The 22,906-nt window shown below is 69.4% G+C and carries 24 protein-coding genes; 5 read left to right on the top strand and 19 right to left on the bottom strand.

Annotated elements, in window-relative coordinates; all coding sequences use genetic code 11:
• Window positions 1-237: hypothetical protein (locus tag OPF83_RS16455; RefSeq protein ID WP_264888716.1), on the top strand; the 237-nt coding region annotated here is incomplete at its 5' end.
• 169 nt (window positions 238-406) lie between these two features.
• Here OPF83_RS16455 and OPF83_RS16450 read toward each other — a convergent pair.
• The 3 genes from OPF83_RS16450 to OPF83_RS16440 are packed head-to-tail and all read right to left on the bottom strand — an operon-like array spanning window position 407 to window position 2,967.
• Entirely contained in the window at window positions 407-1,162 is a 756-nt protein-coding gene (locus OPF83_RS16450; protein ID WP_264888715.1) for an SDR family oxidoreductase, read from the bottom strand.
• The gene (locus tag OPF83_RS16445; RefSeq protein WP_264888714.1) at window positions 1,159-2,040 is read right to left on the bottom strand and encodes a DNA-formamidopyrimidine glycosylase family protein; all 882 of its coding nucleotides are present in this window, start codon (window positions 2,038-2,040) and stop codon (window positions 1,159-1,161) included. Before OPF83_RS16445 ends, OPF83_RS16450 begins: the two co-directional genes overlap by 4 nt.
• 3 nt (window positions 2,041-2,043) lie before the next feature.
• Complete coding sequence (locus tag OPF83_RS16440; RefSeq protein ID WP_264888713.1) at window positions 2,044-2,967, bottom strand: cation diffusion facilitator family transporter; 924 nt, start codon at window positions 2,965-2,967, stop codon at window positions 2,044-2,046.
• A 116-nt stretch (window positions 2,968-3,083) separates the two neighbouring features.
• Here OPF83_RS16440 and OPF83_RS16435 point away from each other — a divergent pair, with 116 nt between their 5' ends.
• Window positions 3,084-3,425: a DUF1330 domain-containing protein gene (locus tag OPF83_RS16435; RefSeq protein WP_264888712.1), complete on the top strand. Its 342-nt coding sequence runs from the start codon at window positions 3,084-3,086 to the stop codon at window positions 3,423-3,425.
• 55 nt (window positions 3,426-3,480) lie between these two features.
• Here the strand turns inward: OPF83_RS16435 and OPF83_RS16430 are convergent, their stop codons facing one another.
• Window positions 3,481-8,472: a DNA glycosylase AlkZ-like family protein gene (locus OPF83_RS16430; protein WP_264888711.1), complete on the bottom strand. Its 4,992-nt coding sequence runs from the start codon at window positions 8,470-8,472 to the stop codon at window positions 3,481-3,483.
• Between the two features lie 65 nt (window positions 8,473-8,537).
• Here OPF83_RS16430 and OPF83_RS16425 point away from each other — a divergent pair, with 65 nt between their 5' ends.
• Genes OPF83_RS16425 through OPF83_RS16415 form a run of 3 tightly spaced genes read left to right on the top strand, consistent with a single transcriptional unit; the run spans window position 8,538 to window position 10,633 of the window.
• Window positions 8,538-9,290, top strand: a complete 753-nt coding sequence (locus OPF83_RS16425) for an inositol monophosphatase family protein (RefSeq protein WP_264888710.1) — start codon at window positions 8,538-8,540, stop codon at window positions 9,288-9,290.
• Between the two features lie 10 nt (window positions 9,291-9,300).
• A complete protein-coding gene (locus OPF83_RS16420) occupies window positions 9,301-10,101 on the top strand; it encodes a thymidylate synthase (RefSeq protein ID WP_264888709.1) in 801 nt (266 codons plus the stop codon).
• Window position 10,102: 1 nt separating this feature from the next.
• Window positions 10,103-10,633, top strand: coding sequence for a dihydrofolate reductase (locus OPF83_RS16415; protein ID WP_264888708.1), 531 nt, complete (start codon window positions 10,103-10,105; stop codon window positions 10,631-10,633).
• Window positions 10,634-10,678: 45 nt separating this feature from the next.
• Here OPF83_RS16415 and OPF83_RS16410 read toward each other — a convergent pair whose 3' ends face one another.
• The 15 genes from OPF83_RS16410 to mftA form a co-directional block, all read right to left on the bottom strand.
• Complete coding sequence (locus OPF83_RS16410; protein WP_264888707.1) at window positions 10,679-11,356, bottom strand: DUF1707 domain-containing protein; 678 nt, start codon at window positions 11,354-11,356, stop codon at window positions 10,679-10,681.
• A 121-nt stretch (window positions 11,357-11,477) separates the two neighbouring features.
• Window positions 11,478-11,771: a DUF302 domain-containing protein gene (locus tag OPF83_RS16405; RefSeq protein ID WP_264888717.1), complete on the bottom strand. Its 294-nt coding sequence runs from the start codon at window positions 11,769-11,771 to the stop codon at window positions 11,478-11,480.
• Window positions 11,772-11,933, bottom strand: a complete 162-nt coding sequence (locus OPF83_RS16400) for a hypothetical protein (RefSeq protein WP_264888706.1) — start codon at window positions 11,931-11,933, stop codon at window positions 11,772-11,774. It abuts the gene before it with no gap.
• On the bottom strand, window positions 11,930-12,199 hold the full coding sequence (locus tag OPF83_RS16395; protein ID WP_264888705.1) for a metal-sensitive transcriptional regulator: 270 nt from the start codon (window positions 12,197-12,199) through the stop codon (window positions 11,930-11,932). Before OPF83_RS16395 ends, OPF83_RS16400 begins: the two co-directional genes overlap by 4 nt.
• Window positions 12,200-12,385: 186 nt before the next feature.
• Complete coding sequence (locus OPF83_RS16390; RefSeq protein WP_264888704.1) at window positions 12,386-13,507, bottom strand: NDMA-dependent alcohol dehydrogenase; 1,122 nt, start codon at window positions 13,505-13,507, stop codon at window positions 12,386-12,388.
• Between the two features lie 208 nt (window positions 13,508-13,715).
• A complete protein-coding gene (gene trxA, locus OPF83_RS16385) occupies window positions 13,716-14,099 on the bottom strand; it encodes a thioredoxin (protein WP_264888703.1) in 384 nt (127 codons plus the stop codon).
• Between the two features lie 158 nt (window positions 14,100-14,257).
• On the bottom strand, window positions 14,258-15,157 hold the full coding sequence (locus OPF83_RS16380) for an alpha/beta fold hydrolase (RefSeq protein WP_264888702.1): 900 nt from the start codon (window positions 15,155-15,157) through the stop codon (window positions 14,258-14,260).
• A 59-nt stretch (window positions 15,158-15,216) separates the two neighbouring features.
• Window positions 15,217-16,626 (bottom strand): mycofactocin system GMC family oxidoreductase MftG, encoded by a 1,410-nt coding sequence (gene mftG / locus OPF83_RS16375; protein WP_264888701.1) that lies wholly within the window; start codon window positions 16,624-16,626, stop codon window positions 15,217-15,219.
• Window positions 16,623-18,101 carry a mycofactocin biosynthesis glycosyltransferase MftF gene (gene mftF / locus OPF83_RS16370; RefSeq protein ID WP_264888700.1) on the bottom strand — a complete coding sequence of 493 codons (1,479 nt, stop codon included), beginning with the start codon at window positions 18,099-18,101 and terminating at the stop codon, window positions 16,623-16,625. Before mftF ends, mftG begins: the two co-directional genes overlap by 4 nt.
• Window positions 18,098-18,892 (bottom strand): mycofactocin biosynthesis peptidyl-dipeptidase MftE, encoded by a 795-nt coding sequence (gene mftE / locus OPF83_RS16365; protein WP_264888699.1) that lies wholly within the window; start codon window positions 18,890-18,892, stop codon window positions 18,098-18,100. The genes mftF and mftE overlap by 4 nt, the downstream gene beginning before the upstream one ends.
• A 7-nt stretch (window positions 18,893-18,899) precedes the next feature.
• On the bottom strand, window positions 18,900-19,715 hold the full coding sequence (locus tag OPF83_RS16360) for a mycofactocin-coupled SDR family oxidoreductase (RefSeq protein ID WP_264888698.1): 816 nt from the start codon (window positions 19,713-19,715) through the stop codon (window positions 18,900-18,902).
• 106 nt (window positions 19,716-19,821) lie between these two features.
• Window positions 19,822-21,045, bottom strand: coding sequence for a pre-mycofactocin synthase MftD (gene mftD / locus OPF83_RS16355; protein ID WP_264888697.1), 1,224 nt, complete (start codon window positions 21,043-21,045; stop codon window positions 19,822-19,824).
• Between the two features lie 116 nt (window positions 21,046-21,161).
• On the bottom strand, window positions 21,162-22,394 hold the full coding sequence (gene mftC, locus OPF83_RS16350; RefSeq protein WP_264888696.1) for a mycofactocin radical SAM maturase: 1,233 nt from the start codon (window positions 22,392-22,394) through the stop codon (window positions 21,162-21,164).
• A complete protein-coding gene (gene mftB / locus OPF83_RS16345; protein ID WP_264888694.1) occupies window positions 22,391-22,717 on the bottom strand; it encodes a mycofactocin biosynthesis chaperone MftB in 327 nt (108 codons plus the stop codon). Before mftB ends, mftC begins: the two co-directional genes overlap by 4 nt.
• A gap of 1 nt (window position 22,718) precedes the next feature.
• The gene (mftA, locus tag OPF83_RS16340) at window positions 22,719-22,805 is read right to left on the bottom strand and encodes a mycofactocin precursor MftA (RefSeq protein WP_067716580.1); all 87 of its coding nucleotides are present in this window, start codon (window positions 22,803-22,805) and stop codon (window positions 22,719-22,721) included.
• Between the last annotated feature and the right edge of the window lie 101 nt (window positions 22,806-22,906).

The raw sequence follows: 22,906 nt of genomic DNA, 5'->3' as shown, positions 1-22,906 counted from the left end.
TACGAAAACGACCGCCAGAGCGACCGCATCCGCAAACTCGCCTGCCAATTCGCCGGCATCCGCATCACCCACCGCACCGCCCAACAAGTCATGAACCCCGCCAACGACACCCCCCACAGCCACAGTCACTGGTGGACCACCAACGCCCACAACCACCGCACCCCACCCGGACCAGACCCCACCAACGAACACCTCAAACAACTCCGCGACCAACTCAACAACCCACCACCGTTCTGACCACCGGCCAGCTAGACCAACGGCGAGCCCGGCAACCGGAGAGAAACGGACCACCCCGACAAAGGCGCAGCACAAAGCGCAGCACAAGGGACAGCAGAGAGGCGCACGGCGACGCATCACCCGACCCGTCAGCTAATGGGGCGGGCGACGGGTCGAAGAAGCGGGTGGGTCAGACGAACCGTCGGCTGATCTTCTCCGGCAGCGTGGTGAGCAGCGGACCGACCGCCTTCCACGGCTTGGCGGGCACGAGCGCGCGGACAGGCTCGGAATCGATTGTCTTGACCAGCGCGTCCACCCCGGGTTCGAACTCGGTCATCAGCGAAGTCTTGACTGACCGGTTGATGTCGGTGCGGATATAGCCGGGCAGGATGTCGGTGACTTTGATGCGGCTCCCGGCGCTGTCGAGCTCGGCGTACAGCCCCTGGGCCAGCGACGACACGAACGCCTTCGTAGCGCCGTAGGTGTTCTGCGCCTTGGGCATCCCACGCAGCGAGCTGACTGATGAGATGAACACCACGTGCCCCTCACCCCGCTCTCGGAGCAGAGCCATCGCGGCCTCGGCCTGGTTGAGCGTGCCGACAGCGTTGACCATCGTGGTCTCCCGGTTGGCGTGAGCCTTACCCGTGCCGATGGACGCGCCCTTGCCGAGCCCGGCATTGAGAACGAAACGGTCAATACCGCCCAACTCGTCGTCGAGCTCGCCGAAGACCTGCTCCACCGCGTCTCCGTCGGTCACGTCCACCGCGCGAACGGCCACCTGGATCGACGGGTTCGCTGCGATCAGTTCGTTTCTCAGCGTCGCCAGGAGATCCAAACGCCGCGCACACAGCGCGAGGTTCTTTCCCTGGGCGGCCCACCTGCGGGCCATCCCTTGGCCGAGTCCGGAGCTGGCGCCGGTGATCAGGATGGTGTTGCGCTCGGTCACGTCTTCTCCTCCGTTGGTGTCGCGCCCAGTGTGTCACGGCGCGGCTGGCAGGACGGACAGCTGTACGCAATGCGATCCAGCGAGTCGGACGGAGCCAGTGGATCAGCGCGGCCTCCCAACCGGAACGTCTCCACCGCGGTGCCGCACCGCCGGCACGGCTTTCCGTCGCGGCCGTAAACCCACAGTTCCCGCCCCCGACGGGCCTCACCGGTCGTGACCCTCATCCGCCGATCCGCATTTGCCACCAGAAGCCGCCGCGCGAGCGTGACGGCGCCCAGAAGGTCGGACACTGCCCGAACGGGTGTCCGCGGGTCGATGCCGCGCAGGAAGCACAACTCCGCGCGGTAGATGGTGCCGATTCCCGCGAGGTTGCGCTGGTCGAGCAGCGCCTCGCCGACGGTACGGTCGGGCCGCGCGGCAAGCCGGCGGACGGCTTCGGCGGTGGCCGCGCGCGGGTCTCGCGACCAGTCCTCACCGAGGAGGTCGGGCCCGAGGTCGCGCAGTGCAGCATCGGCCTCGGCGGGGGTCACGGCATGGAGGAACCCCAGCTCAGTGCCCACGACCTCCACGCCGTCGGTGCGCAGGACCAACCGCGCCGTGTGCGCAGGGAACCGCCACCGGTCCCCCGCGCGATGTATGTGGATACGGCCCTCCATCTTGAGGTGGGTGTGGAGAGTCACCGGGTCGCGTCCGTGCGAATTGGGGCCGACGACGACGAGGATGTTCTTCCCCCGGGACCGGACTTCGTCCACCATTCGACCGGTCAGATCGACGGCGGAGAACCGCGGTACTCGCAGTTCAGCCCGTGTCAGAGTGCGGCCGGCCAGGGCCTGATGCATGCGTGAGGAAGCCTGATAGACCGAGTCTCCCTCAGGCACGTGTCACCAACTCAGTCTGCTGCAGTCCACGATGCCGTCGGCTTCCAGTTGCACTGTCACGTGCTCGAGACCGTAGCGGTCGCGGAGGAGGCCTTGGGCGGCGTCGAGGGTCTCACAGTTATCGGCGTCCGTATCGACTGTGAGGTGGACAGTCGCGACGTTCATCCCGGAGGTGAGCGTCCACAGATGTAGGTCGTGGACCTCGGTGACACCGGCGATCGTGGTGAGATCGGCATCCACGTCAGCTGGATCGATCCCGGCGGGTGCGTGTTGGGCGAGCACAGCAAGAACCTGACGACCGAGTGCGACGGCACGGACGACGATGAACACCGCGATCGCCACCGCCACGACCAGATCCCAGACCGGCGAGCCCGTGGCCCGGATGAGCAGAGCCGCGACGATCACCCCGACCGAGCCGGCGGCATCGGCGAGCACTTCGAGATAGGCGCCCCGGACCGCCAAGCTCTCCCCCTGGCCGCCGCGCAGCAGGAACAGGGAGATGACGTTGACGATCAGACCGAGTGCGCCGACCAGCAGCATGGTGCCGGTCCCAACCGTGCCATCACTTCCGAGACGACCGAGCGCCTCGACCAGCACGTACACTCCCATCCCCAGCATGATGAGCACTGCGAGTCCTGAGGCGAAGATCTCGACGCGGTAGTGACCGTAGGTGCGTCTGCCGGTCGCGTCGGGGCGTGCGGCGATGATCGTCGCCAGCAGCGCGGCGCCCAGCGCCACGACGTCGGCCCCCATGTGGCCGGCGTCGGAGAGCAGCGCCAGCGACCCGGAAAGCAGTCCGGCCACCAGCTCGATCACGAAGAACCCGGCAGTGAGGACAAACGCGAGTCCCAGCTGTACCCGGTAGCGGGCACCGGCGTGGCCGGCGACGTGCTCGCCACCGATCCCGTGCGAATGCCCCGCACCCATCTGGGATCACCTCCATCGCCAGCCAATCATCATTCATGCATCAATGCGCACACTTTAACGCAATTTGGGACCCCGAGTCCAGAGTCAAACGCCTCTGATCTCGCTACCGTGGAGTCATGGCGCCGGCAGCGTATGTCCTGGTCCGCAGCGATGATCTCCGACTCACCCCGGAGCTGGGCAAGTATGTCCGGCAGGTCGACGAGTCCCTGGAGATCTACGGTGCCGAGATTCTGGTTCAAAACCTGCCCGCGCGGGTGATGGAGGGCTCCTGGGACGGGTTCATCACGCTGTTGCGCTTCGCCGATCGTGCCGCGGCGGAGCGGTGGTACGACTCCCCCGAATACACAGCAGTTCGCCACTTGCGACAGGCCTCGTCGACTCCGACGGCCCTGATTGTCGAGGGTGTCACTCCAGGTCACTCATCGGCGGACCTAGCCACGCTTTTCTCTTTGCCCTGAGTCCGGGGCTCCTTGCACTGAGCTCCCTCTCCCCGCGAGGCTCTCGGCACAAGTGTCACCTGCGGATGCGCAGGCCCTTGGGCGTGATGGCGAATCCGGCGGCCTGGAATGCGGCGGAATAGGGCGAGGCATGCACCGTGTCCCCGCCCAGGGTCGTGATGGTCAGTTGACCCACCCTGCCGGACCGAACGCCGGCTGCCAGTGCTTCGGCGGCCCGGGCCACGGCATCCGCTCGATCATCGAAGACGAGCACCGTCCTGCCGCCGCGCTCGACGAACAGCACGCACAACCCGTCGACGAGCACGACGAGTGCTCCTGCCTTGCGTCCTGGGCGATGACGCGACGTCGTATCCGCGCCGCCACCAACTGGAGCGGAGGCCGACGAGGGGCCGGATGAGGAGTCGGTCGCGGAGTCGGACGAGGAGCCAGAACCGACCACGTCCGGCCACGGCAGCGCTGCGCCGTAGGGGTTTGCCGGATCCGTCGCGGCCAGCACTCTGACCGGCGGGGATTCCGTTCCGGACGGCCAGGTGGCGTCGTCGACGGTGTCGTCGAACGAACGCAGCCGATCGATCGTGCTGCCGGTCGCGAACTGCGCGGCACCGAGGCCGTCGACGAAGTAGCCGCGTCGACATTGCCCGGCATCCTCCATCTGTGCCAGGACTTTGTAGACGGCGGCGAACCCTCCCGGGATCTCCTCCGACTCGACCGCGCCCCTGGTCACCACGCCGTGCCTGGCCAACAGCACCTCGGCCCAGGCATGTGCCCGCAGAGTGGCGTCGGACGCCGGTTCCGGGATGAGCGACCAGCGACCCGCCAGCGCAGGTGGGGTACGCATGCTGGTGGACATCGCACCACTGAGCTGCGCCATCGAGGTCCGCCCGAGTCGTGCTCGCCGGGGCCGTGCTGCCGACCGTGTCGCGCGGTGCGCTGTCCCCGTTCCCGCGGGTCCGCCTCCCGCGAGCACCGCGCGCAGCGGCGCGAGGGTGTCGTTGGTGACCACGCCGTCCCACACCAGATCCCACAGGGCGTCGCGAACGGCGCCCTCGGTCACGGCGATGTCGCCGGCCCCGACCGGAGCCGTAGACGAGCCGTCCGTCGCCTGGTCCTTCGCCTGATCCGTCGCCTGGTCCGACGGCGTGAGCGACTCCTTGACGCGGGCCACGAGGTCGCGGAAGAACAACGCCCCCGCCTGCAGTGCCTCGACCACGGCCGAGTGCACCGCTCCCTCGACCTGCGGCCGGTCGAGCGGGAGAGTGAGTCCGGCAGTGTCAGACGGATGCAGAGACACCCACCCGTCTCTCGCACCTGCGCGACCACGGCCGCACCAGATGACCTCACCCCCGGCCAGGAGCTCGTCAAGCATCGCCGGTGAATAGTCGCGGACCCGGGTAGCCAGGACGAGCGGTTCCAGCGCGGACGCCGGCACTGCCGCACCGTCGAGCTGCTCGATCACCGCGAGAACGCCGTCGACGCCCGACTCCGAGCCCGCGGCCGCACTCGCGCTCGCACCCATCTGTGCGCCGGACTGTGCGCCGGACTGTGCGCCGGACTGTGCCGCTGACCCCGAGCCCAGCCCCTGCCAGCTCGGGAGGAACCGACCCAGCGTCGAGTGCGAGACCGGCTCGATCTGACTACGCAGTGCCGCGAGTGACCGGCGACGGATGCGGCGAAGCACCTCCGGGTCGCACCACTCGGGCCCCGACGCGCCGGGCCGGAACTCGCCGGCGAGAAGAGAACCTGACGCGGTCAGTCGGTCGAGCACGCCCCGGACAACAGCTGCGCCCAGTCCGAACCGGGCGGCCACCGCGTCGACGGTGAACGGTCCGTGCGTGCGCGCATATCGGCGCACGAGTTCGCCGATTGGATCCGAGACATCGTCCAGGAACGCCGACGGCACGCCGGGCCGAGGGGGGATACCGAGACCGTCGCGCAGCCGGGCCACGTCCTCGACCCCCGCCCACCACTGGTGTCCCGTGTGCGAGTACGTCACCACCCGGCCTGCGGCTAACAGTCCGTCGAGCCAGGAGGCGACCTCGTCCCGGGTGGCAGCGGACCGATCGTCGATCTCGTCGAGGGTGAGCGGTCCCAGGAGACGCAGCACGTCAGAGACGCCCTCGCCGTCGCGGGCCGCACGATCGGCGTCCAGATGCTGCAGCCGACGTTCGACCTCGTCGAGCACGTCGGCGTCGAGCAGTTCCCGGAGTTCGACACGGCCCAGCAGCTGTCCGAGCAGGGTCGGGTCGATGCTCAACGCGGCAGCCCGCTTCTCCGCGAGAGGGGAATCCCCCTCGTAGACGAACGCCCCCACGTAGTCGAAGAGCAGAGACTGCGCGAACGGTGAGGCCGACGGCGTGTCCACCTCGACGATCCGCACCCTCCGCGACGCGATCTCCTCGAGCAGCCTCTCCAGCGCGGGGACGTCGTAGACGTCCTGGAGGCACTCCCGCACCGCCTCGAGGATCATCGGGAAATCGGGATACCGGCGCGCCACGTCGAGCAGCTGCGCCGACTTCTGCCGCTGCTGCCACAGCGGAGCTCGCCGCCCCGGATCAAGACGCGGGAACAGCAACGCGCGGGCCGAGCACTCCCGGAAGCGTGAGGCGAACAATGCCGAGCCCCCGACATGTCGCGTCACCAGGTCGACGGCCTCCTCTGCATCGATGGCGAAGGTCTCGGCGCCGGGTGGGCCGGGAGCGCCGGGAGCGCCGGGTGGGCCGGGTGGGCCGGGTGGGCCGGCAGCACCGCCGCCGGAACCTGCGCCGCCGGTACCCGCGCTGCCGCCGGCACCTACGTCGCCGTCGTCGCCCATATCGGGAACCCGGAGGATGATGCCGTCGTCGGTCACCACCGGCACCGCGTCGAAGCCGTGCTCGGCGGCGAGCCTCGCGCGCACCGCCTCTGCCCACGGCCAGTGGACCCGCGCGCCGAACGGCGAGTGCAGGACGACGCGCCAGTCCCCCACGTCGTCACGGAAGCGCTCCACCACCAGGGTCGTGTCGCTCGGGACGTGACCGGTCGCCTCCCGCTGCTCCGCGAGATACCGCCGCAGATTGGCCGCGGCGTGACCGTCCAGGCCGGCCGCGTCGAGGCGCGCAGTCACCGCGGCGTCCTCACCACCGGAGACCTCGCGGAGGAACGCCCCCAGCGCGCGCCCGAGCTCGGCGGGGCGGCCCTGATCGTCACCGAGCCAGAACGGCAGGCGCCCGGACCCGCCCGGGGCCGGCGAGACGAGGACCCGGTCGTGCGTGATCTCCTCGACCCGCCAGCTCGACGCACCGAGGGCGAACACGTCGCCGACCCTCGACTCGTACACCATCTCCTCGTCGAGCTCGCCGACTCGCGTGGCCTTCTCCCCCACCATGAACACGCCGAACAGGCCCCGGTCCGGGATGGTGCCGCCCGAGGTCACGGCGAGGCGCTGGGCGCCGGGACGACCGGTGAGCGTGCCCTCGTCCCGGTCCCACACCAGACGCGGGCGCAGCTCGGCGAAGTCGGCGGACGGATACTTGCCGGCGAGCATGTCCAGCGTCGCCTCGAACGCCGTGCGGGGCAGCCCGGCGAAGGGCGCGGTCCGGCGCACGGCGGAGAACCACTCCTCCACGTCGATCGCCTCGAGCGCGCAGGCGGCGACCGTCTGCTGCGCGAGCACGTCCAACGGGTTCGCGATGACCGACATCGACTCGATCTGCCCGGCCAGCATCCGCTCGACCGTCACCGCACTGTGGACCAGATCAGCACGGTGTTTGGGGAACACCGCGGCCCGCGAAACCTCCCCGACCTGGTGCCCCGCACGCCCGATGCGCTGCAGGCCAGAGGCCACCGAGGGCGGGGATTCGACCTGCACCACCAGATCGACCGCACCCATGTCGATGCCGAGCTCGAGCGACGAGGTGGCCACCACCGCGCGCAGGCGGCCGGACTTGAGCGCGTCCTCGATCATCGCGCGCCGTTCCTTGGACACCGAGCCGTGATGCGCCATCGCCAGATCCGTCGGCGCCCCGCGCGACATGTCCGATGCCCCCATGATCTGAGCGGGGGGCCGGGCGGGCGGCTCGGGCAGCGACCCCGCCGCCGTGTCCTCCGCGTGGATCTCGTTGAGCCGGGCCGTGAGCCGTTCCGCCAGGCGACGGGAGTTGACGAACACGATCGTCGACCGGTGCGCGGTGACCAGATCGACCACCTGGCGCTCGACATGCGGCCAGATCGACCCCTGACCGGCGGTCCCGGGCGGCGTGGAGACCCCCGGCGCCGCCGCACTCAGGTCGGTCATGTCCTCGACCGGGACCCGCACGGTGAGCTCGAACCGCTTGTCCGATCCCGGCGCGACCACCGTCACCGGTCGCTCCCCGGCGAGGAACCGCGCCACCTCCGAATGCGGACGCACCGTCGCCGACAGTCCCACCCGCAGAGCGGGCCGGGCCAGCAGGGAGTCGAGGCGCTCGAGGCTCAAGGCCAGGTGCGCTCCGCGCTTGGTGCCGGCCACCGCGTGGATCTCGTCGATGATCACCTCCTCGACGCTTGCCAGGGTCTCCCGCGCCGCCGAGGTGAGCAGCAGGAACAGCGATTCGGGAGTGGTGACGAGCACGTGTGGGGGCTTCGCCCGTTGTCGTCGTCGTTCCTCGGGCGGGGTGTCCCCGGTACGGATCCCCACGGTCACCTCGGCCACCTCCGTGCCGAGGGCCGCGGCCTCGCGCGCGATCCCCGCCAGGGGCGCGCGCAAGTTGCGCTCGACGTCCACCGCGAGCGCCTTGAGCGGCGAGATGTACAGGACCCGGGTGCCGGGCCGCGGGGCGTCCGGCCCGGCGGTGCCAGGACGGCGGGCACCGGTACGGCGGGCGCCGGCCCCGTCGCCCAGCAGCAGCCGGTCCAACGCGGCGAGGAACGCCGACAGTGTCTTACCCGAGCCCGTCGGCGCCACGACCAGCGTGTGGGAACCGCCGGCGAGTGCGTCCCACGCCCCCTCCTGCGCCGGCGTGGGCGCGCCGAACGCGCCCCGGAACCACGAGGACGTGGCGGGATGGAACCGGTCCAGCGCGTCGGACATGAACTCATGATGTCGCACGGGTACGACACGGTCACCCACGCCGCGCGGCTCCGTAGGCTGGAACCATGCGTGAACTGACCGACGACGACCTCGCCGCGTACCTCGCCACCGGCATCGGCGACATCGTCCGGGGCACCCGGGCGGGCGGCCTCCTCCACGGCAGAACACTGGCCGGGGTCGCCAACGACGTCGCCCAGAGCTGGACCGACAAGGTCCTGTCCGCGCACCGGCCCCTCGACGGCACCCTCTCGGAGGGTGTCTCCGACGACCGGTCGCGGCTGGAGCGCTCCCGCGTGTGGATCATCGACGTGATCGACGGGTCCAAGGAGTTCTCCACGGGCCGCTCGGACTGGTCCGTCCACGTGGCTCTCGTCGTGGACGGGCACCCGACCGTCGCGGCGGTGGGACTCCCCGACGCGGGCCGGGTTTTCTCCTCTACCGCTGTCGACCACGTCGACGGACCGGCTTCCGGGACGATGGTGATCAGCCGGAACAACCCGCCCGCCGGGGCCGCGGAGGTCGCCGACGCGCTCGGGTTGACGCTGCGGCCCATGGGGTCGGCCGGCGCCAAGATGCTGTCGGTCCTGCTCGGCGACGCAGACGTCTACCTCCACGCCGGCGGCCAGCACGAGTGGGACCAGGCCGCGCCGGTGGGCGTCGCGCTCGCCGCCGGGTTGCACGCCTCGCGAATCGACGGGACGCCAATCCCGTTCAACAAGCCCCACACCTACTCCCCCGACATCCTCGTCTGCCGCCCGGACATGACGGAGGAGGTCCTCGCCGCCGCCGCGGCGCACATGCCCCCGTCAGGTCAGTAGACTGCGCAACATGACCGTCCCCACCCCGTACGAGGACCTGCTCCGGCTGGTCCTGGAACAGGGCACCCCCAAGTCCGACCGCACCGGCACGGGTACCCGGAGCCTGTTCGGCCACCAGCTGCGCTACGACCTCGCCCGCGGCTTTCCCCTCATCACCACCAAGCGCGTCCATTTCAAGTCCGTCGCCTACGAGCTCCTGTGGTTCCTGCGCGGGGACTCCAACACCCGGTTCCTCACGGACAACGGCGTGACCATCTGGGACGAGTGGGCGGACGAGGCGGGCGAACTCGGTCCGGTCTACGGCGTGCAGTGGCGTTCCTGGCCAACCCCCGACGGCGCTCACATCGACCAGATCGCCAGTGCCGTGGACCTGCTGCGCACAGATCCGGACTCGCGCCGCAACATCGTCTCGGCCTGGAACGTCAGCGAACTGGGGAACATGGCGCTGCCGCCGTGCCACCTGCTGTTCCAGTTCTACGTGGCGGACGGCAAGCTCAGCTGCCAGCTCTACCAACGTAGTGCCGACCTGTTCCTGGGCGTGCCGTTCAACATCGCCTCGTACTCGCTGCTCACCCACATGGTCGCGCAGCAGGTGGGACTCGAGGTGGGCGAGTTCATCTGGACCGGCGGCGACTGCCACATCTACGACAACCACGTGGAGCAGGTCCGCACGCAGCTGGAGCGCGAGCCGTTCCCCTACCCCGAGCTCGAGCTGCGCAAGGCCGACTCGATCTTCGACTACCGCTTCAAGGATTTCGAGGTGGTCGGCTACGAGCACCATCCCGGCATCAAGGCGCCGGTCGCGGTCTGAGATGGTCACGATGGTGTGGGCGCAGGCCCGCGGCGGGGTGATCGGCGACGGCCGCGACATGCCGTGGCACATCCCCGAGGACCTGACGTTCTTCAAGCAGGCCACCCTCGGCCGGCCGGTGGTCATGGGCCGCACGACCTGGGACTCGATCCCCGAGCGTTTCCGCCCGCTGCCCGGCCGCCGCAACATCGTGTGCACGCGCGATCCCGGGTGGTCGGCCGAGGGCGCCGAGTGCGCCGGGTCGGTCGAGGCAGCGCTGGAGGCGGCGGGGCCGGACGCCGCGGTGATGGGTGGCGGGCAGGTCTACGCCGCCGCGCTGGAGTTCGCGCAGGAATGCCTGGTCACCGAGATCGACGCCGAGGCCCCCGGGACCGTGCGCGCCCCGGACCTGGGTGTCGAGGCGCCGGGCGCACCGTGGGAACTGGTCGAGGTCGGTGACTGGATCACCGATCCACGGAGCCGCGTCGAGGGATATGACGACGACGACACGATCCGGCATCGGCACACCGTGTGGCGCCGCCGGGAGCACTGATCGGGCGGCCGCCGGACGCGGTACGGTGACGTCCCGCCAGAGCGGTCAGAACCACTTCCAGGCCTTGGGGATCTTCTCCCCCGCGGCGAGGACCTTGATTTTCGCGTTGGACATGAAGCCGTTGATCTCCAGGTCGAGATGCGGACCACCGCTGACCTCGTACTTACCCTCGTCGACCTTGAGTTCGGAGAGCGTGCGATTTCCGGTCACGGTGACGGACACCCCCGGCGGGAGCAGGATCCTGGCGTTGGCGCCCCACAGGTCGAGGTGGACACGGGTGCGCGGTCGGTCCACCACCGCCTCGCGGGCGTCGAGGAAGATGTCCCCCATCCACGAGGTGAGCTTGTACCCGTCGGGGAGGTTCCACCGTCCCTCACGCTTGAGGGTGTCGAATACCGAGGTCCTCTTCTCGCTCTCGTCGACCGTGATCGCCGAGCCCGGCCGGTGCGCGGGCGGCTGCGCTCCCGGCTGACCCGGACTCGTTGCCGGATACCCCGGTCCTCCGCCGACCGGGGCGGGTGCCCCGGGGGAGAGCGCCTCCGGTGGCAGGCCGCTCAGGGCCACGTCGAGCTCCGCGGGACAGGTCGCGGCCCAGATCTTGGCCGCGCGGTCGGAGAACTCGGACAGGGAGAGCTGACCCCGCCCCACCATCGCCTCGAGCCTCTGCTGCGCCACTGCCCGCGGGTCCTGAGACCCGGAGTCGTCCAGTCGAGGTGAACTCATGCCTGCCACAGTAGTCACGCGACCGGCGGGGCGCAGGGCGACCACCGAGACGCCGGGCGACCGCCGAGGCTCTCAGACGACCGCCGGGGCTCCGGGCGACAGCCGGGCCGGCGTCCCCGCCCTAGTGCCCTTTGGCGGCGATCTCGTCCATCATCGACCGCATCAGGGCGGACAGCTCGTCGGCCAGCTCCTGCAGCCCTCCCGAGATGACCTCGGTGAGCAGTGCGGGGTCCTGCGCCTCGATCATGGTCCCGCTTGGCGTCTCGCGGACCACGACATTGCAGGGGATCATCAACGCGACGTCCTTGCTGATGTCGAACGCCTTACCCGCGAAGCCCGGATTACAGGCACCCAGGATGAGGACGCGCTCGATGTCCTTGTCGATCTTGGTCTTGAGCGTCGCCGTGAAATCGATCTAGTGGAGGATCCCGAACCCCCGTTCGGCGAGCGCGTCACGTGTGACCTCGGCCGCCTCGTCGAATCCCATTCCGATGAACGTCCCGATACCGATGGCCATGACGATCTCCGCCTTTCGCGTGTGCCCACTTGTCTCCCACGCAGCCGAGGGCGTGGTCACGCGAGTGAGAGGAACAGTTTCTCGAGCTCGTCCAGGGTGACGCCGTCAGTGCCCTTGCCCGCGCCCTCGCGGGCGACGCACTCCTGGATGTTCTCGCTGATGATCTTGAATCCGGCGCGATCGAGCGCCTTCGAGACCGCGGCCAGCTGGGTGATGATCTCTGTGCACGACCGATCGTCCTCGACCATGTCGATCACGGCGTTGAGCTGGCCGCGCGCTCGGCGCAATCTGTTGAGTACCTGCTGACGTGGATCCGCCTCGGCCATCGTGGACCTTTCGGGTTCATGGACGGCTCGTCGTCGTCGACACCACTTCCGGCGCCGACCGGCGACGTCGAGAACCGTCGGTCTCGGGCTGGGAACAGCGGCGGACACACGACACCCCCGTGGGCACACCGGCGTGAACCAGTGTACCCACGGGGGTATATTGCCGCGCGTACCGCGGCCGGTGGATCAGTCGTCGTGGACGATGATGCCGCGCACCATACCGGTGCCGCCGGCCTCCATCATCTCGTAGCCCTCGTTGACCTGGTCGAGGGTGAAGCGGTGGGTGATGAGCTCGTCGAGCTTGACCTGCTTCTCGTCCCACAGGCGCAGGAGGTTGGGGATGTCGTGGAACGCGTTGGCGGAACCGAACAGCGACCCCTTGAGGACCTTCTCGTACTGCGAGACGAACAGGCCGGTGAGCTGGATCGACTGGTTGTCGAGGCCACCCATCGAGGTGAGGACCACGACGCCCCGCTTACCGACCAGGTCCATCGCGTCGGCGGTGACCTTGGAGTCGGCCACACCGATGGTGATGATGGCCTTCTCCGCCATTCCGCCCCAGGTCAGGCCCGGGAGCTCGGCCTTGACCTGCTCTACGTCGGTGTAGAAATGCGTGGCACCGAACTCGAGCGCCTTGTCGCGCTTCGACTCGTCGGTGTCGATGGCGATGATGAACCGGGCGCCGGCGTGCTTGGCGCCCTGCACCGCGTTGATGCCGATGCCGCCGACGCCGAACACCACAACGGTGTCGCCAGCCTTGACCTCGGCGGAGTAGACCGCCGAGCCCCAGCCGGTGGTCACGCCACAGCCCACGAGCGCGGCGACCTCGAACGGGATCCAGTCCTGGATCTTGACCACCGAGTTCATGTTGGCCACGGTGTACTGCGAGAAGGTGCCGAGGGTGCACATGGCGCCGGCGGTCTCACCGTTCTCCAGCGCGAACGGGTAGCGACCATCGGCCATCTCGCCGATGGTGCCGTTGAGCCCGCCGTCGCAGAGGTTGGACATGCCGCGGGCACAGGCCGAACACTTGCCGCAGGCCGGGATGAACGAGCCCACCACGTGGTCCCCGGGCTGGACGTGCGTCACGCCCTCGCCGACGGCCTCGACGACACCGGCACCCTCGTGCCCGCCGACGATCGGGAGACGACCCGGCAGATCACCACTGGTGATGTGGAGGTCGGAATGGCACAGGCCGGCTACCTTCCACTTGACGAGAACTTCGCCGAAGTTGGGTCCGTCGAGCTCGGCCTCGACGATCTCGAACGGCTTGCCCAGTTCGCGGGCGATGGCGGCCTTGGTCTTCATGCGGCTCCCCTTTGAAACTGCCGGAAATCCCACCGGCACTGAAACGTGTTCTCGCTACGATAACCCCAAAGTGGCACAGGGTGTCGTGCTTCCTGGAACGCGTTTCAGAACCGGGGTCGAGCAGCATCGTGAGCTGCACGGCAGTCCCGACAGGGTTCCGACCCCGACACACGGGGCCGGTGGGGCTGGGCCGTCCAGACGGGGCCGGTCAGGCCTGCGCGTCGCCCTGCTGCGCCTGCGCGTCCTCGACCGCCTTGCGGACCTCGTCCATGTCCAGACCCTTGATCTGCTCGACCAGGTCATCCAGCGCCTGCTCCGGGATCGCACCCGAGTGACGGAACACGGCGATGCCCTCTCGGAACGCCATGAGCGTGGGGATCGACTGGATCTGGAGCATCGTGCCGAGCTGCTGCTCGGCGTCGGTGTCGACCTTGGCGAAGGTGATCTCCGGGTTCTTGCCCGAGACCTTCTCGAAAACCGGCCCGAAAGCCTTACAGGGACCACACCACTCGGCCCAGAAGTCCACCAGGACGATGTCGTTGTTGGTGACGGTGTTCTCGAAATCGGCGGTCGTGATGTCGACGGTGGTCATTCGAATGCCTCCTCGCGGGACGGGACGACTCTCGTCTCGTCATGCCGTTGATCGTCAGCCTACGGATAGCCCGAGCCGCCGACGACCTTGCGGGGCAATCTATACCCATGCGGGTATCTGCCCCCGGTGCTGTGCATAGCAACGCCGCCCGAACGGGGTTATTCCCCGGCCACCCCCACGATCTCGGTGAGGAACCACTCGAGTTGATCGAGAAAGACCGCGTTGTCGTCACCCGCCACCATGTGTCCCGCCTCGGGAACCTCCATCGTGTGTGCGTGCGGGAGCAGCTCGAGCAGGTGTCGGACGGATTCGTCGCTGACGATGTCGGAGATCCCGCCGCGGATGAGCAGCGTCGGCTGCTGGATCTTCGGCACGAGCGCCTCGAAGAAGGCCGTGCCGATATCCGCATTGTCCGCGGACGCGCTACCGGCGAACCGCGGATCCCAGTGCCAGTGCCAGCGACCGTCCTCCCGCAGACGGAGGTTCTTGCGCAGTCCGTCAATATTGTCGGGACGCTTGCGGTGCGGCTGGTACGCGGCGATCGCGTCCGCTGCCTCCTCCAGACTGGCGAAGCCGTTGAAGCCCGACCGCATGAACGCGCCGATCTTCTCGACCCCCTCCGCCTCGAGCTTCGGCGTCACGTCGACCAGCACCAGCGCGCGGGCGACTTCCTGGCCGCTCCCGAGGGACAGCATCGCTGTCATCCCGCCGAGAGAGGCCCCCACGATCACCGGTCGACGCCCGGGGAACCGCTCGGCGACGATCGCCTCGAGGTCCGACGCGAGGCGATGGATGTCGTAGTCCCCCTCGGGGTCCCAGTCGCTGTCACCGTGGCCGCGCGCGTCCATCGCGGTGACGCGATACCCCTCGGACGCCAACCGGCGGGCCGCGCGGGTCCACGCGTGCCGGGTCTGGGCGCCCCCGTGCAGCATGAGGATTTCGTCGAGTGGAGTGGTGTCGTCACCGACGGGATCCCACACCTCCCCGGCCAGCGTGACCCCGGCTTCTCGCTCGACGCTGAATCGTCGCGGCTCGACGGTTGTCTCAGTCCCGCTCATGCGCGCACCCTCCGGCCCTACATCCACCCTGTGGTGAAACGTGTTCTACTCACGTAGTTCTACCACGGTCGCGCCGCGACCATGTCGGCGGCGAGAGACTCCGCCACGGCCAGCACTGTGTAGTACGGACCGCAGCGCGGTAACTCCGGCAACACAGACGCATCGGCCACCCGCACTCCCCCGACGCCCAGGACGTGGCCCTGATCGTCGACCACCTCGCCGATCCTGGCCGATCCTGAGAGATGCTGCGACGTCGACAGTGTCAGCGCGGGCCTGCCCACGCCGATCCTGTCGGCCACGAACTCTGCCGCGGCGGACAGCACCTCGCTATCGCGGGGCTCAGTCGGCAACCACACGGTGCCGCCGGCATCGATCCGACCGACGCCGGCCGGGTTCATGAGCGCCAGGCCGATGCGCAGCGGCACCGGGTCGAGGCCGGGGATGAACCGGTGCATGGGCAGGGCATACGGCCGCACCTCCACCTCGGGCACCGCCAGCCTGGGCCCGTCCGCGTGAACCGGGCCGGGCCGGACGTGGTCATCACCCGCGAGTGGCTCCCGCGCATGGTCTGGGAACTCGAGCCGCACGACGTGCGTGAGCAGCGCCGGAGGTACCTCCGGGACCCCACCGTCGCCCGGCGCCCATTCACCCGGCGCCCAGTCTGCAGGCACCTCGAGAAGGACCTCCGGATGCTCCTGCACCCGATGGCCGACCGGGTGGCCCGTCGACTCCCCCAGCCCCGAGCCCCGGAGAATCGAGGCCGAGCCGATCGTCCCGGCACAGAGAACCACCTGTGTCGCCGAGATCTCGACGGCGCCGACGTTGTCGTCGTCATGGTCATGGCTGCGACCGGCGATCACCACACCGTCGCACCGCCCGCCCACCAGACCGTCCGCCCAGCGCAGGCGCGCCACACTGACGCCGGTACGCACCCGCACTCCCGCGCCGGCCGGATCCCACGCGTCGAACGCCGTGACCCGCCGCGCGCCGATCCGCGCCTGCGCGATCGCCGACACCCGCTCCGGGAACGCCCCCGCCACCCGCGTCGCGACCGGCCCCATCGGTTCCAGTCGCGGCCGGAGTCGCTCCGACGCGCGCGCCAGTCCGGCCGCGTACCGACGCGGCCACTCCCGCCCCCACGCCTCCAGGTCAGCAGGCCTGGCCGGACTGCAGTACCCGCCGTTGACCGCACCCGACCCGCCCAGCGTGCGCCCGCGCGGCAAATCCCAGAACCCTTCACCGATCCAGGCGGGATGCCGCCTCACCACGCGCGACCCCGGCCCCACATCGAGCAGACCGGCACGCGGCGAGGCGGGGTGATCGCCCGCCTCCAGCAGCAGCACGTCGGCGCCGGCATCCGCCAGACGGCGCGCCACCACGCACCCCGCGGGGCCGGCACCCACCACCACGACATCGGCGCGCAGGGGCTCGGCATGCGAGCCCCCGTCCCGGGTCCGCCCGGATGTCATCGCCTCAGCTCCGGCCGCAGCGCACCCGTCGACCCGGCCGCCCACGCCGACCGCCACACCCCGACCCCGTACGCGGCGTCATCGAGGCGGCGCAACACGACGTGGCCGAGCGGCTCGTCCACCGGCAGACGACCCGGCTCCCGAACCGACCACCAGTGCCACACGCCGTCCGCCACCGCGGCGACCAGCAGTCGTCGTCGTAGTGCGCGCACCCACCTCACACCGGACGGGGCGGTGACCAGCACCAACGCCGCCGTGACCGGCCAGTACGGGCGCAGCAACGCCTCGGGAAGCTGTCGGACGTACGACCCGGCGCCGCGCGCGATGAGCCGCGCTGCGGCACGACCGTCACCGGTCACCGCGCGCGTGCGCCACCACGCGCGCCCCGTCGCCACCGCGGCGACCCCCGCGCCGAGCGGCGTCGCACTCCACACCCCCAGCGCCACCGCGAGCGACACCGGCGACGCCACCGCCGGAGCCACCGCCGGCCCGTGACGCTCGGCCAGCGGCGCGGCTCCACGTCCGTAGTAGGCGCGGCGGGCCAGCAGGGGGCCGAGCGTGGTTCGGTGACGGTGCGCGACGTGGGCCGCCGGCTCGAACCGGATGCGACCGCCGGCGGCGACCACGCGCCAACACAGGTCCACGTCCTCGGCCACGTGGAGTCGCTCGTCGAACGGCCCCGCGCCCCCACCGGGCGGCGGCGCGGGAAGACGGTCCGGCCGCACCGCGAGCGCCGCGCTCGGCACGTAGGGCACCCGCGTGCGGGGGCGGACCAGTGCCGGTTCCGCGCCCATGTCCAGCGCCGATCGCGCAGTCTCGAAGCCCCGAACCCAGAACCTGCCCGGCTCGGCGGCGACGATCCGCGGGGCGACCGCGGCGAGATGTGGGTCGTCGAGATGATCGAGGAGCGGGTCGAGCCACCCGGGTTCCGGCCGGACGTCGGCGTCGAGGTAGACCACCACCTGCGCACCGCGCGCCACCGCAGCGGCCGTCCCCGCGTTGCGGGCCGCCGCCGGCCCGAGGGACGAGTCGTTCCGGATCACAACAGGTGAAGTGCCGGTGGGCGTGGGGTCGATCCTCGCCGTGGTGAGGGGCGTGGCGGAGCCGTCGTCGACGACGACGAGACCCATCCCCCGCTTCCGTTCCTGTTGCACGGCACGCACCAGATCGGTCACACCGTCCGCGTCGTCACGAACGGGGACCACCACCACGACGCTGTCCAGCGCACGTGCCGGGCGGGCGGTAGGGGCGGCTCCCACCTTCGGGTGCGCCATGCCCCGATCGGTGAGCGCCCTGGCCAACGCGACGCCGGCCGGAGTGCTGGTGTCGACCTCGCCGCTCGTATCGAGGAGCGCGGCGGCAGAGGCCGAGGGCGTGACCAGGGTGACCGGGTCACCCCCCAGGATCCGCACCGTGCCGCCACGGCGGAGGATCCTCGTACGACGGTCCAGTCGCACGCGGACGGATTCCGTCATCGGAGCATCCCGTCCGCGTCGCCGGGATTCCACGCGATGAGGCTCGCCCGCGCCTCGGCCACCAACAGGTGCCACAGCCGGGCACCCTCTCCCCCGGACGCGGTCGTGGGGTCGCCGAGGACACCGGTGGGGCTCACCGCCGCGACACCCCCCTCGCGCATCGCCGGAAGGATCTCCCTCAACGGAGCGGTACAGCCTTTTTCCGCGCGTTCCATGTCGACGAGGTCGGGGTGGAGGTGCAGCATGAGCGAGGTCTCGGCATGTCCGGCGTGCGTATCGGTGGAGTCCTCGGCCGTGCGGCAGGACAGCCAGGCCGCGTCGCGCCCCTCATAACGGAGTCGGGTGACAGCCAGTCGCAGCGCCTCCACATTGCCGCCGTGACCGTTGACGATCAGGAGGCGGTCCGCCCAGGTCGACACCGACCGCCCGAGCTCGAGAACCACCGAGGCAAGCGCCTCCGTCCCCATGGACACAGTTCCGGGAAACGCCTGGTGCTCCCCGCTCGCGCCAAAGGCGAGTGCGGCAAGCACCGTGAAACATGCGCGGGCCTCGCCCGGGTCGTCGACCGGTCCGTCGACCAGTTCGTCGACCAGAGCCCCGGCGGCCGCGACGGCCAGGAGCGTGTCGGTCTCCGGCGGAAGGTGGAGCCCGTGCTGCTCGGTGGCACCGACAGGGAGCACCGCGACCATCCGGCCTCCTGGCGTGACCCGGCCTTCCTGCGTGACCCGGCCTCCCGGCGTGGCCCGACTGCTCCCGGTGCCCTCGCCGGACGTGCCGGACACACCAGTCATCGGTCGATCAGACCTTGATCGCGCCCATGTCGACGGTGAAGGTCGAGGCGGTGATCGTGCGCGAGGCGTCCGAGGCGAGGAACATGACCGAGTCCGAGATGTCGTCGGTGGTGGCCATGCCCATGCCGAGGATCGGCGTGAAATGCGGGAGGAACTGCTGCATCTCGTTGAACACCTTGAGCGCGTCCGGGTCCTCGCCGCCCATCGGCGTGAGCACACCGTACGGATGGATCGTGTTGACCCGGATATTGTGCTCGCCCAGCTCCTTGGCGGCGGTCTGTGCGAGGCCCACGACGCCGTGCTTGGACGCGGAGTACGGGGCCTGCACGGGCATGGCCTTGAGGCCGGCGACCGAGCTCACCAGGATGATCGACCCGCCGTTACCCGCCTCGAGCATGTGCGGGATCGTCGCCTTGAGGGTCTTCCAGTAGCCCGTCAGGTTGATGTCGATCGTGTCGTTCCACTGCTCCTCGTCGAGCTCCCACACCTTGCCCCAGTTGCAGATACCCGCGTTGGCGATCACCACGTCCAGGCGGCCACCGAAACGTTCCACGCCGCGCGTGACGAGGTCCTGCTGGAACGCGAGGTCGCGGACGTCGCCGACCTCGGCCATGATCTCCCCGCCCTCTGCCTCGACCCGTTCGATGGTCGTCGCGAGATCGTCCTTGGTCGCCGTCGGGTACTTGACGTACTCGGACGGCGCCTCACACAGATCCATGCCGATGATCTTCGCGCCCTCCCGGGCGAAGCGGATCGCGTGCTTACGGCCCTGGCCTCGCGCCACGCCGGTGATGTAGACGACCTTGCCGTCAAAATCTCCCATGAAGGGGTGTCCTTTTCTCGATCAGGTGATGGTGTTCGACCGTGGTGCACGTCGTGCTGGCGCACGAGCGCTGACCGGGGCCGGGGGGTGGATCAGTGTCCGGGTGTCACGCGCCGAGGCGGCGCATGAAGTCGTCCGGGATCACGTAGTCGTCCCTGTTGAGCTCCGAGATCGAGGACTTGCTCAGACCGATGAGGCTCGAGTCCAGGCCCGAACGCATGATGTCGAGGACGTTCTCCACGCCGGCCTGGCCGTTGGCGCCCAGGCCCCACAGGTAGGCGCGGCCGATCATCACGGCTCGCGCTCCGAGCGCGAGAGCCTTGGCCACATCCGAGCCGCGGCGGATACCGCCGTCGAGCAGCACCTCGACCTGGTCACCGACCTCGTCGACGATCGGGGCGAGGCAGCGGATCGAGGCCGGGGTGGCGTCGAGGTTGTTGCCGCCGTGATTGGAGACCGAGATGGCCGTGACCCCGGCGTCGACGGCACGCTTGGCGTCGTCTATCCGGGTGATGCCCTTGAGCATGACCGGGCCGTCGTAGTTTTGCACCACCCAGGCGATGTCCTCCCACGTTGCCGGCGGGGTACCCATCCACTCGCCGTACGCGCCGAAGAACGACGGGCCCATCTCGCCCTGCTGGACGAGGTTCGGGGTGGTCAGATCGGGGAACCGCTTGTTGACCACGACGTCGCGTGCCCACTCCGCCGCCCAGCGCGGACGGACCGCGATCTGAGGCGCGAGGGTGATCATGGCCTTGGCGTCGAGCTTCTCAGGGATCGCGGGGCTGCCCCAGTCACGCCCCATCGAGAACGACCAGTCGGTGGTGAGGATGACCCCTGCGGCGCCGGCGGCCTTCGCCCGCTCGAGTCGCTCGAGGACCTTTTCCTTGCCACCCAGCCAGTACACCTGGAAGAAGGTCTGGGGATTCGCCGCGATGACCTCCTCGATGGGCTTGGAGGCGAACGAACTCAGCCCCATCGCGGTACCCCGGGCAGCGGCGGCGCGAGCGACGTCGACCTCACCGTCCGGGGTGACGGCCTGGACGCCGGTCGGCGAGATCATGACCGGCAGGCTGATCGGCTGCCCCATGACCGTGGTGGCCATGTCGCGGTCCTGCTTCGCGCCGATGACGTGCGGCTTGGGCTCGAGTTCGGAGAACGCATCCATGTTGTCGCGGATGGTCACGCCGGCTTCACTTCCTCCGACCAGCGCCATGTACACGCTCTTGGGGAGCTTCTTGCGGGCACGACGCTGGGCCTCGGCGACCGACTCGAACCACGGGTTCTGGCGCCAGGGGTTGGCCTCGGCGATCTTGGACAGGCGTGACACGGGCGTGCTCCATTCTTGGGGGTCAGGCGTTTATCAGAGGGCGGGCACGCCCCCGGGCGCACCAACCGGAGTAGGGGGCACCTGCCCGGCGGCGCGAACGTGAAAGTGTCGGTGAACTAGATCGGGGACTCGTCGCACAGGCTCGTGGGCCTGCGCGGCGGGGTGGTGACGAGCGTCAGCGGAACCGGACCGGTCGGTTGCTTGCGCGCGGCGAGTCCCATCGGCCGCGTGTGGTCCTGCGACGGGTCCGGTATGCTCCGCTCGGCCGCGAGTAGTCCCTCGCCGTAGCCCTGGACACACTCGGGGTCCGGGCCGTCCATGGGAAGACCGGTGAAGAACTTGGCGGCCATGCAGCCGCCGCGGCAGCTGTCGTAGAAGTCACACGACGCGCACGCGCCGGCGGACTGGGGCTCTCGGAGCTCACGGAAGAGCTCGGAGGTCTGCCACACGGATTCGAATCCACCGTCAGACACTATGTTTCCCGCGAGGAACTCCTCGTGGATCGCGAAAGGACAGGCGTAGACGTCGCCGATCGGGTCGATAAGACAGACGACCCGCCCTGCTCCGCAGAGATTGAGACCGGGAAGCGAACCCTGCCCCTCTCCGAATGCGGAGAGGTGGAAGAAGCTGTCACCGGTGAGAACGTTCTCGCCGTTCGCCACCAGCCAGTCGTACAGGCCCCGCTGCTGCTCGGGCAGCGGATGCAGGTCATCCCACACGTCCGCGCCTCGACCCGACGGGCGCAGCCGGGTGATCCGGAGCGTCGCGTCGTACTTGTCGGCCAGGGCCTTGAACTCGTCGAGCTGGGTGACGTTCTCGCGCGTCACCACCACGGAGATCTTCGAATCCTTGAAGCCGGCGTCTTTCAGATGCTGGAGCGCGCGGCAGGCCATATCGAACGAGCCAGGTCCGCGGACCGCGTCGTTCACCTCGGCCGTCGCACCATCGATCGAGATCTGCACGTCGACGTAGTCGCTCGCCGCGAGACGCTTGGCGACCTTCTCATCGATACGAACACCGTTGGTCGAGAACTTCACGCCCACCTGGTGACTGGTCGCGTAGTCGACCAGCTCCCAGAAGTCGGGGCGGACCGTCGGCTCGCCGCCGCCGATGTTGACGTAGAAGACCTGCATCTTCTGCAGTTCGTCGATGATCGCCTTGCACTGCTCGGTGGACAGCTCTCGGGGATCGCGACGCCCCGACGAACTCAGGCAGTGAACGCACGCCAGGTTGCAGGCGTAGGTGAGCTCCCAGGTCAGACAGATCGGAGCGTCGAGTCCGCGCTCGAACTGGTCGACCAGACGTCCGACGGGTGCGGGGGTCGCGGGGCGGTCAAGCATGCTGGTCATGAGATCTCCTCGATCATGCGCGAGTCTGCGAGCTGGCCGAGCGCGTGAAGGTACAGACGCGCGGTCGCCGGTTCATCGATCGCCACCCCCGCCGCGGCACAGGCCGCGCGAGCTGAGGGATGGTCTGCGAGAGTGCGAACCACCTCGACGATGGTCGGCGACTTGAGAAAGCTGAGTTTCCGGGTGTGGAAGTGGTAGAGCAGGGCTCCGAACGGCTCCGGCCGTAGCGCCACCCCGGGGTGCAGGCGCCAGCCGGCGTGGAGATCGAACGCCGCTGTGGCGGCTTCCTGTCCGGCGCCGGCCGGCGCTGCTGCGGGGATCATCTCAGTAGACCCCGCACATGCCGTCGATCGAGACCTCTTCGATAAGAGCCTCTTCCAGCACAACCTCGGTGTTCTGCGTGTTCTCCATAGCGTGTCCTCTCGTCTGCGCATAGGAATCCCACCGCGAGAGCGGTGAGATCCACATCATATTGGCACTTGGTGCCACACGCAACGGCTTCTGCCCTAAAC

Source organism: Dietzia sp. NCCP-2495 (assembly GCF_026011735.1).
Classification (GTDB): domain Bacteria; phylum Actinomycetota; class Actinomycetes; order Mycobacteriales; family Mycobacteriaceae; genus Dietzia.
This window is presented reverse-complemented; position numbering and strand designations above follow the sequence as displayed.

Bases quoted from the DNA above. Each gene is read 5' to 3' on its own strand.
- OPF83_RS16435 (WP_264888712.1), top strand. From the start codon at position 3,084: ATGGCGCCGGCAGCGTATGTCCTGGTCCGCAGCGATGATCTCCGACTC.
- OPF83_RS16390 (WP_264888704.1), bottom strand. From the start codon at position 13,507: ATGAAGACCAAGGCCGCCATCGCCCGCGAACTGGGCAAGCCGTTCGAG.
- mftA (WP_067716580.1), bottom strand. From the start codon at position 22,805: ATGGAGAACACGCAGAACACCGAGGTTGTGCTGGAAGAGGCTCTTATC.
- OPF83_RS16420 (WP_264888709.1), top strand. From the start codon at position 9,301: ATGACCGTCCCCACCCCGTACGAGGACCTGCTCCGGCTGGTCCTGGAA.
- OPF83_RS16395 (WP_264888705.1), bottom strand. From the start codon at position 12,199: ATGGCCGAGGCGGATCCACGTCAGCAGGTACTCAACAGATTGCGCCGA.
- OPF83_RS16425 (WP_264888710.1), top strand. From the start codon at position 8,538: ATGCGTGAACTGACCGACGACGACCTCGCCGCGTACCTCGCCACCGGC.
- OPF83_RS16410 (WP_264888707.1), bottom strand. From the start codon at position 11,356: ATGAGTTCACCTCGACTGGACGACTCCGGGTCTCAGGACCCGCGGGCA.
- OPF83_RS16360 (WP_264888698.1), bottom strand. From the start codon at position 19,715: ATGGGAGATTTTGACGGCAAGGTCGTCTACATCACCGGCGTGGCGCGA.
- mftB (WP_264888694.1), bottom strand. From the start codon at position 22,717: ATGATCCCCGCAGCAGCGCCGGCCGGCGCCGGACAGGAAGCCGCCACA.
- OPF83_RS16415 (WP_264888708.1), top strand. From the start codon at position 10,103: ATGGTCACGATGGTGTGGGCGCAGGCCCGCGGCGGGGTGATCGGCGAC.
- OPF83_RS16440 (WP_264888713.1), bottom strand. From the start codon at position 2,967: ATGGGTGCGGGGCATTCGCACGGGATCGGTGGCGAGCACGTCGCCGGC.
- OPF83_RS16430 (WP_264888711.1), bottom strand. From the start codon at position 8,472: ATGTCCGACGCGCTGGACCGGTTCCATCCCGCCACGTCCTCGTGGTTC.
- trxA (WP_264888703.1), bottom strand. From the start codon at position 14,099: ATGACCACCGTCGACATCACGACCGCCGATTTCGAGAACACCGTCACC.
- mftE (WP_264888699.1), bottom strand. From the start codon at position 18,892: ATGACTGGTGTGTCCGGCACGTCCGGCGAGGGCACCGGGAGCAGTCGG.
- mftF (WP_264888700.1), bottom strand. From the start codon at position 18,101: ATGACGGAATCCGTCCGCGTGCGACTGGACCGTCGTACGAGGATCCTC.
- mftC (WP_264888696.1), bottom strand. From the start codon at position 22,394: ATGACCAGCATGCTTGACCGCCCCGCGACCCCCGCACCCGTCGGACGT.
- OPF83_RS16380 (WP_264888702.1), bottom strand. From the start codon at position 15,157: ATGAGCGGGACTGAGACAACCGTCGAGCCGCGACGATTCAGCGTCGAG.
- mftG (WP_264888701.1), bottom strand. From the start codon at position 16,626: ATGACATCCGGGCGGACCCGGGACGGGGGCTCGCATGCCGAGCCCCTG.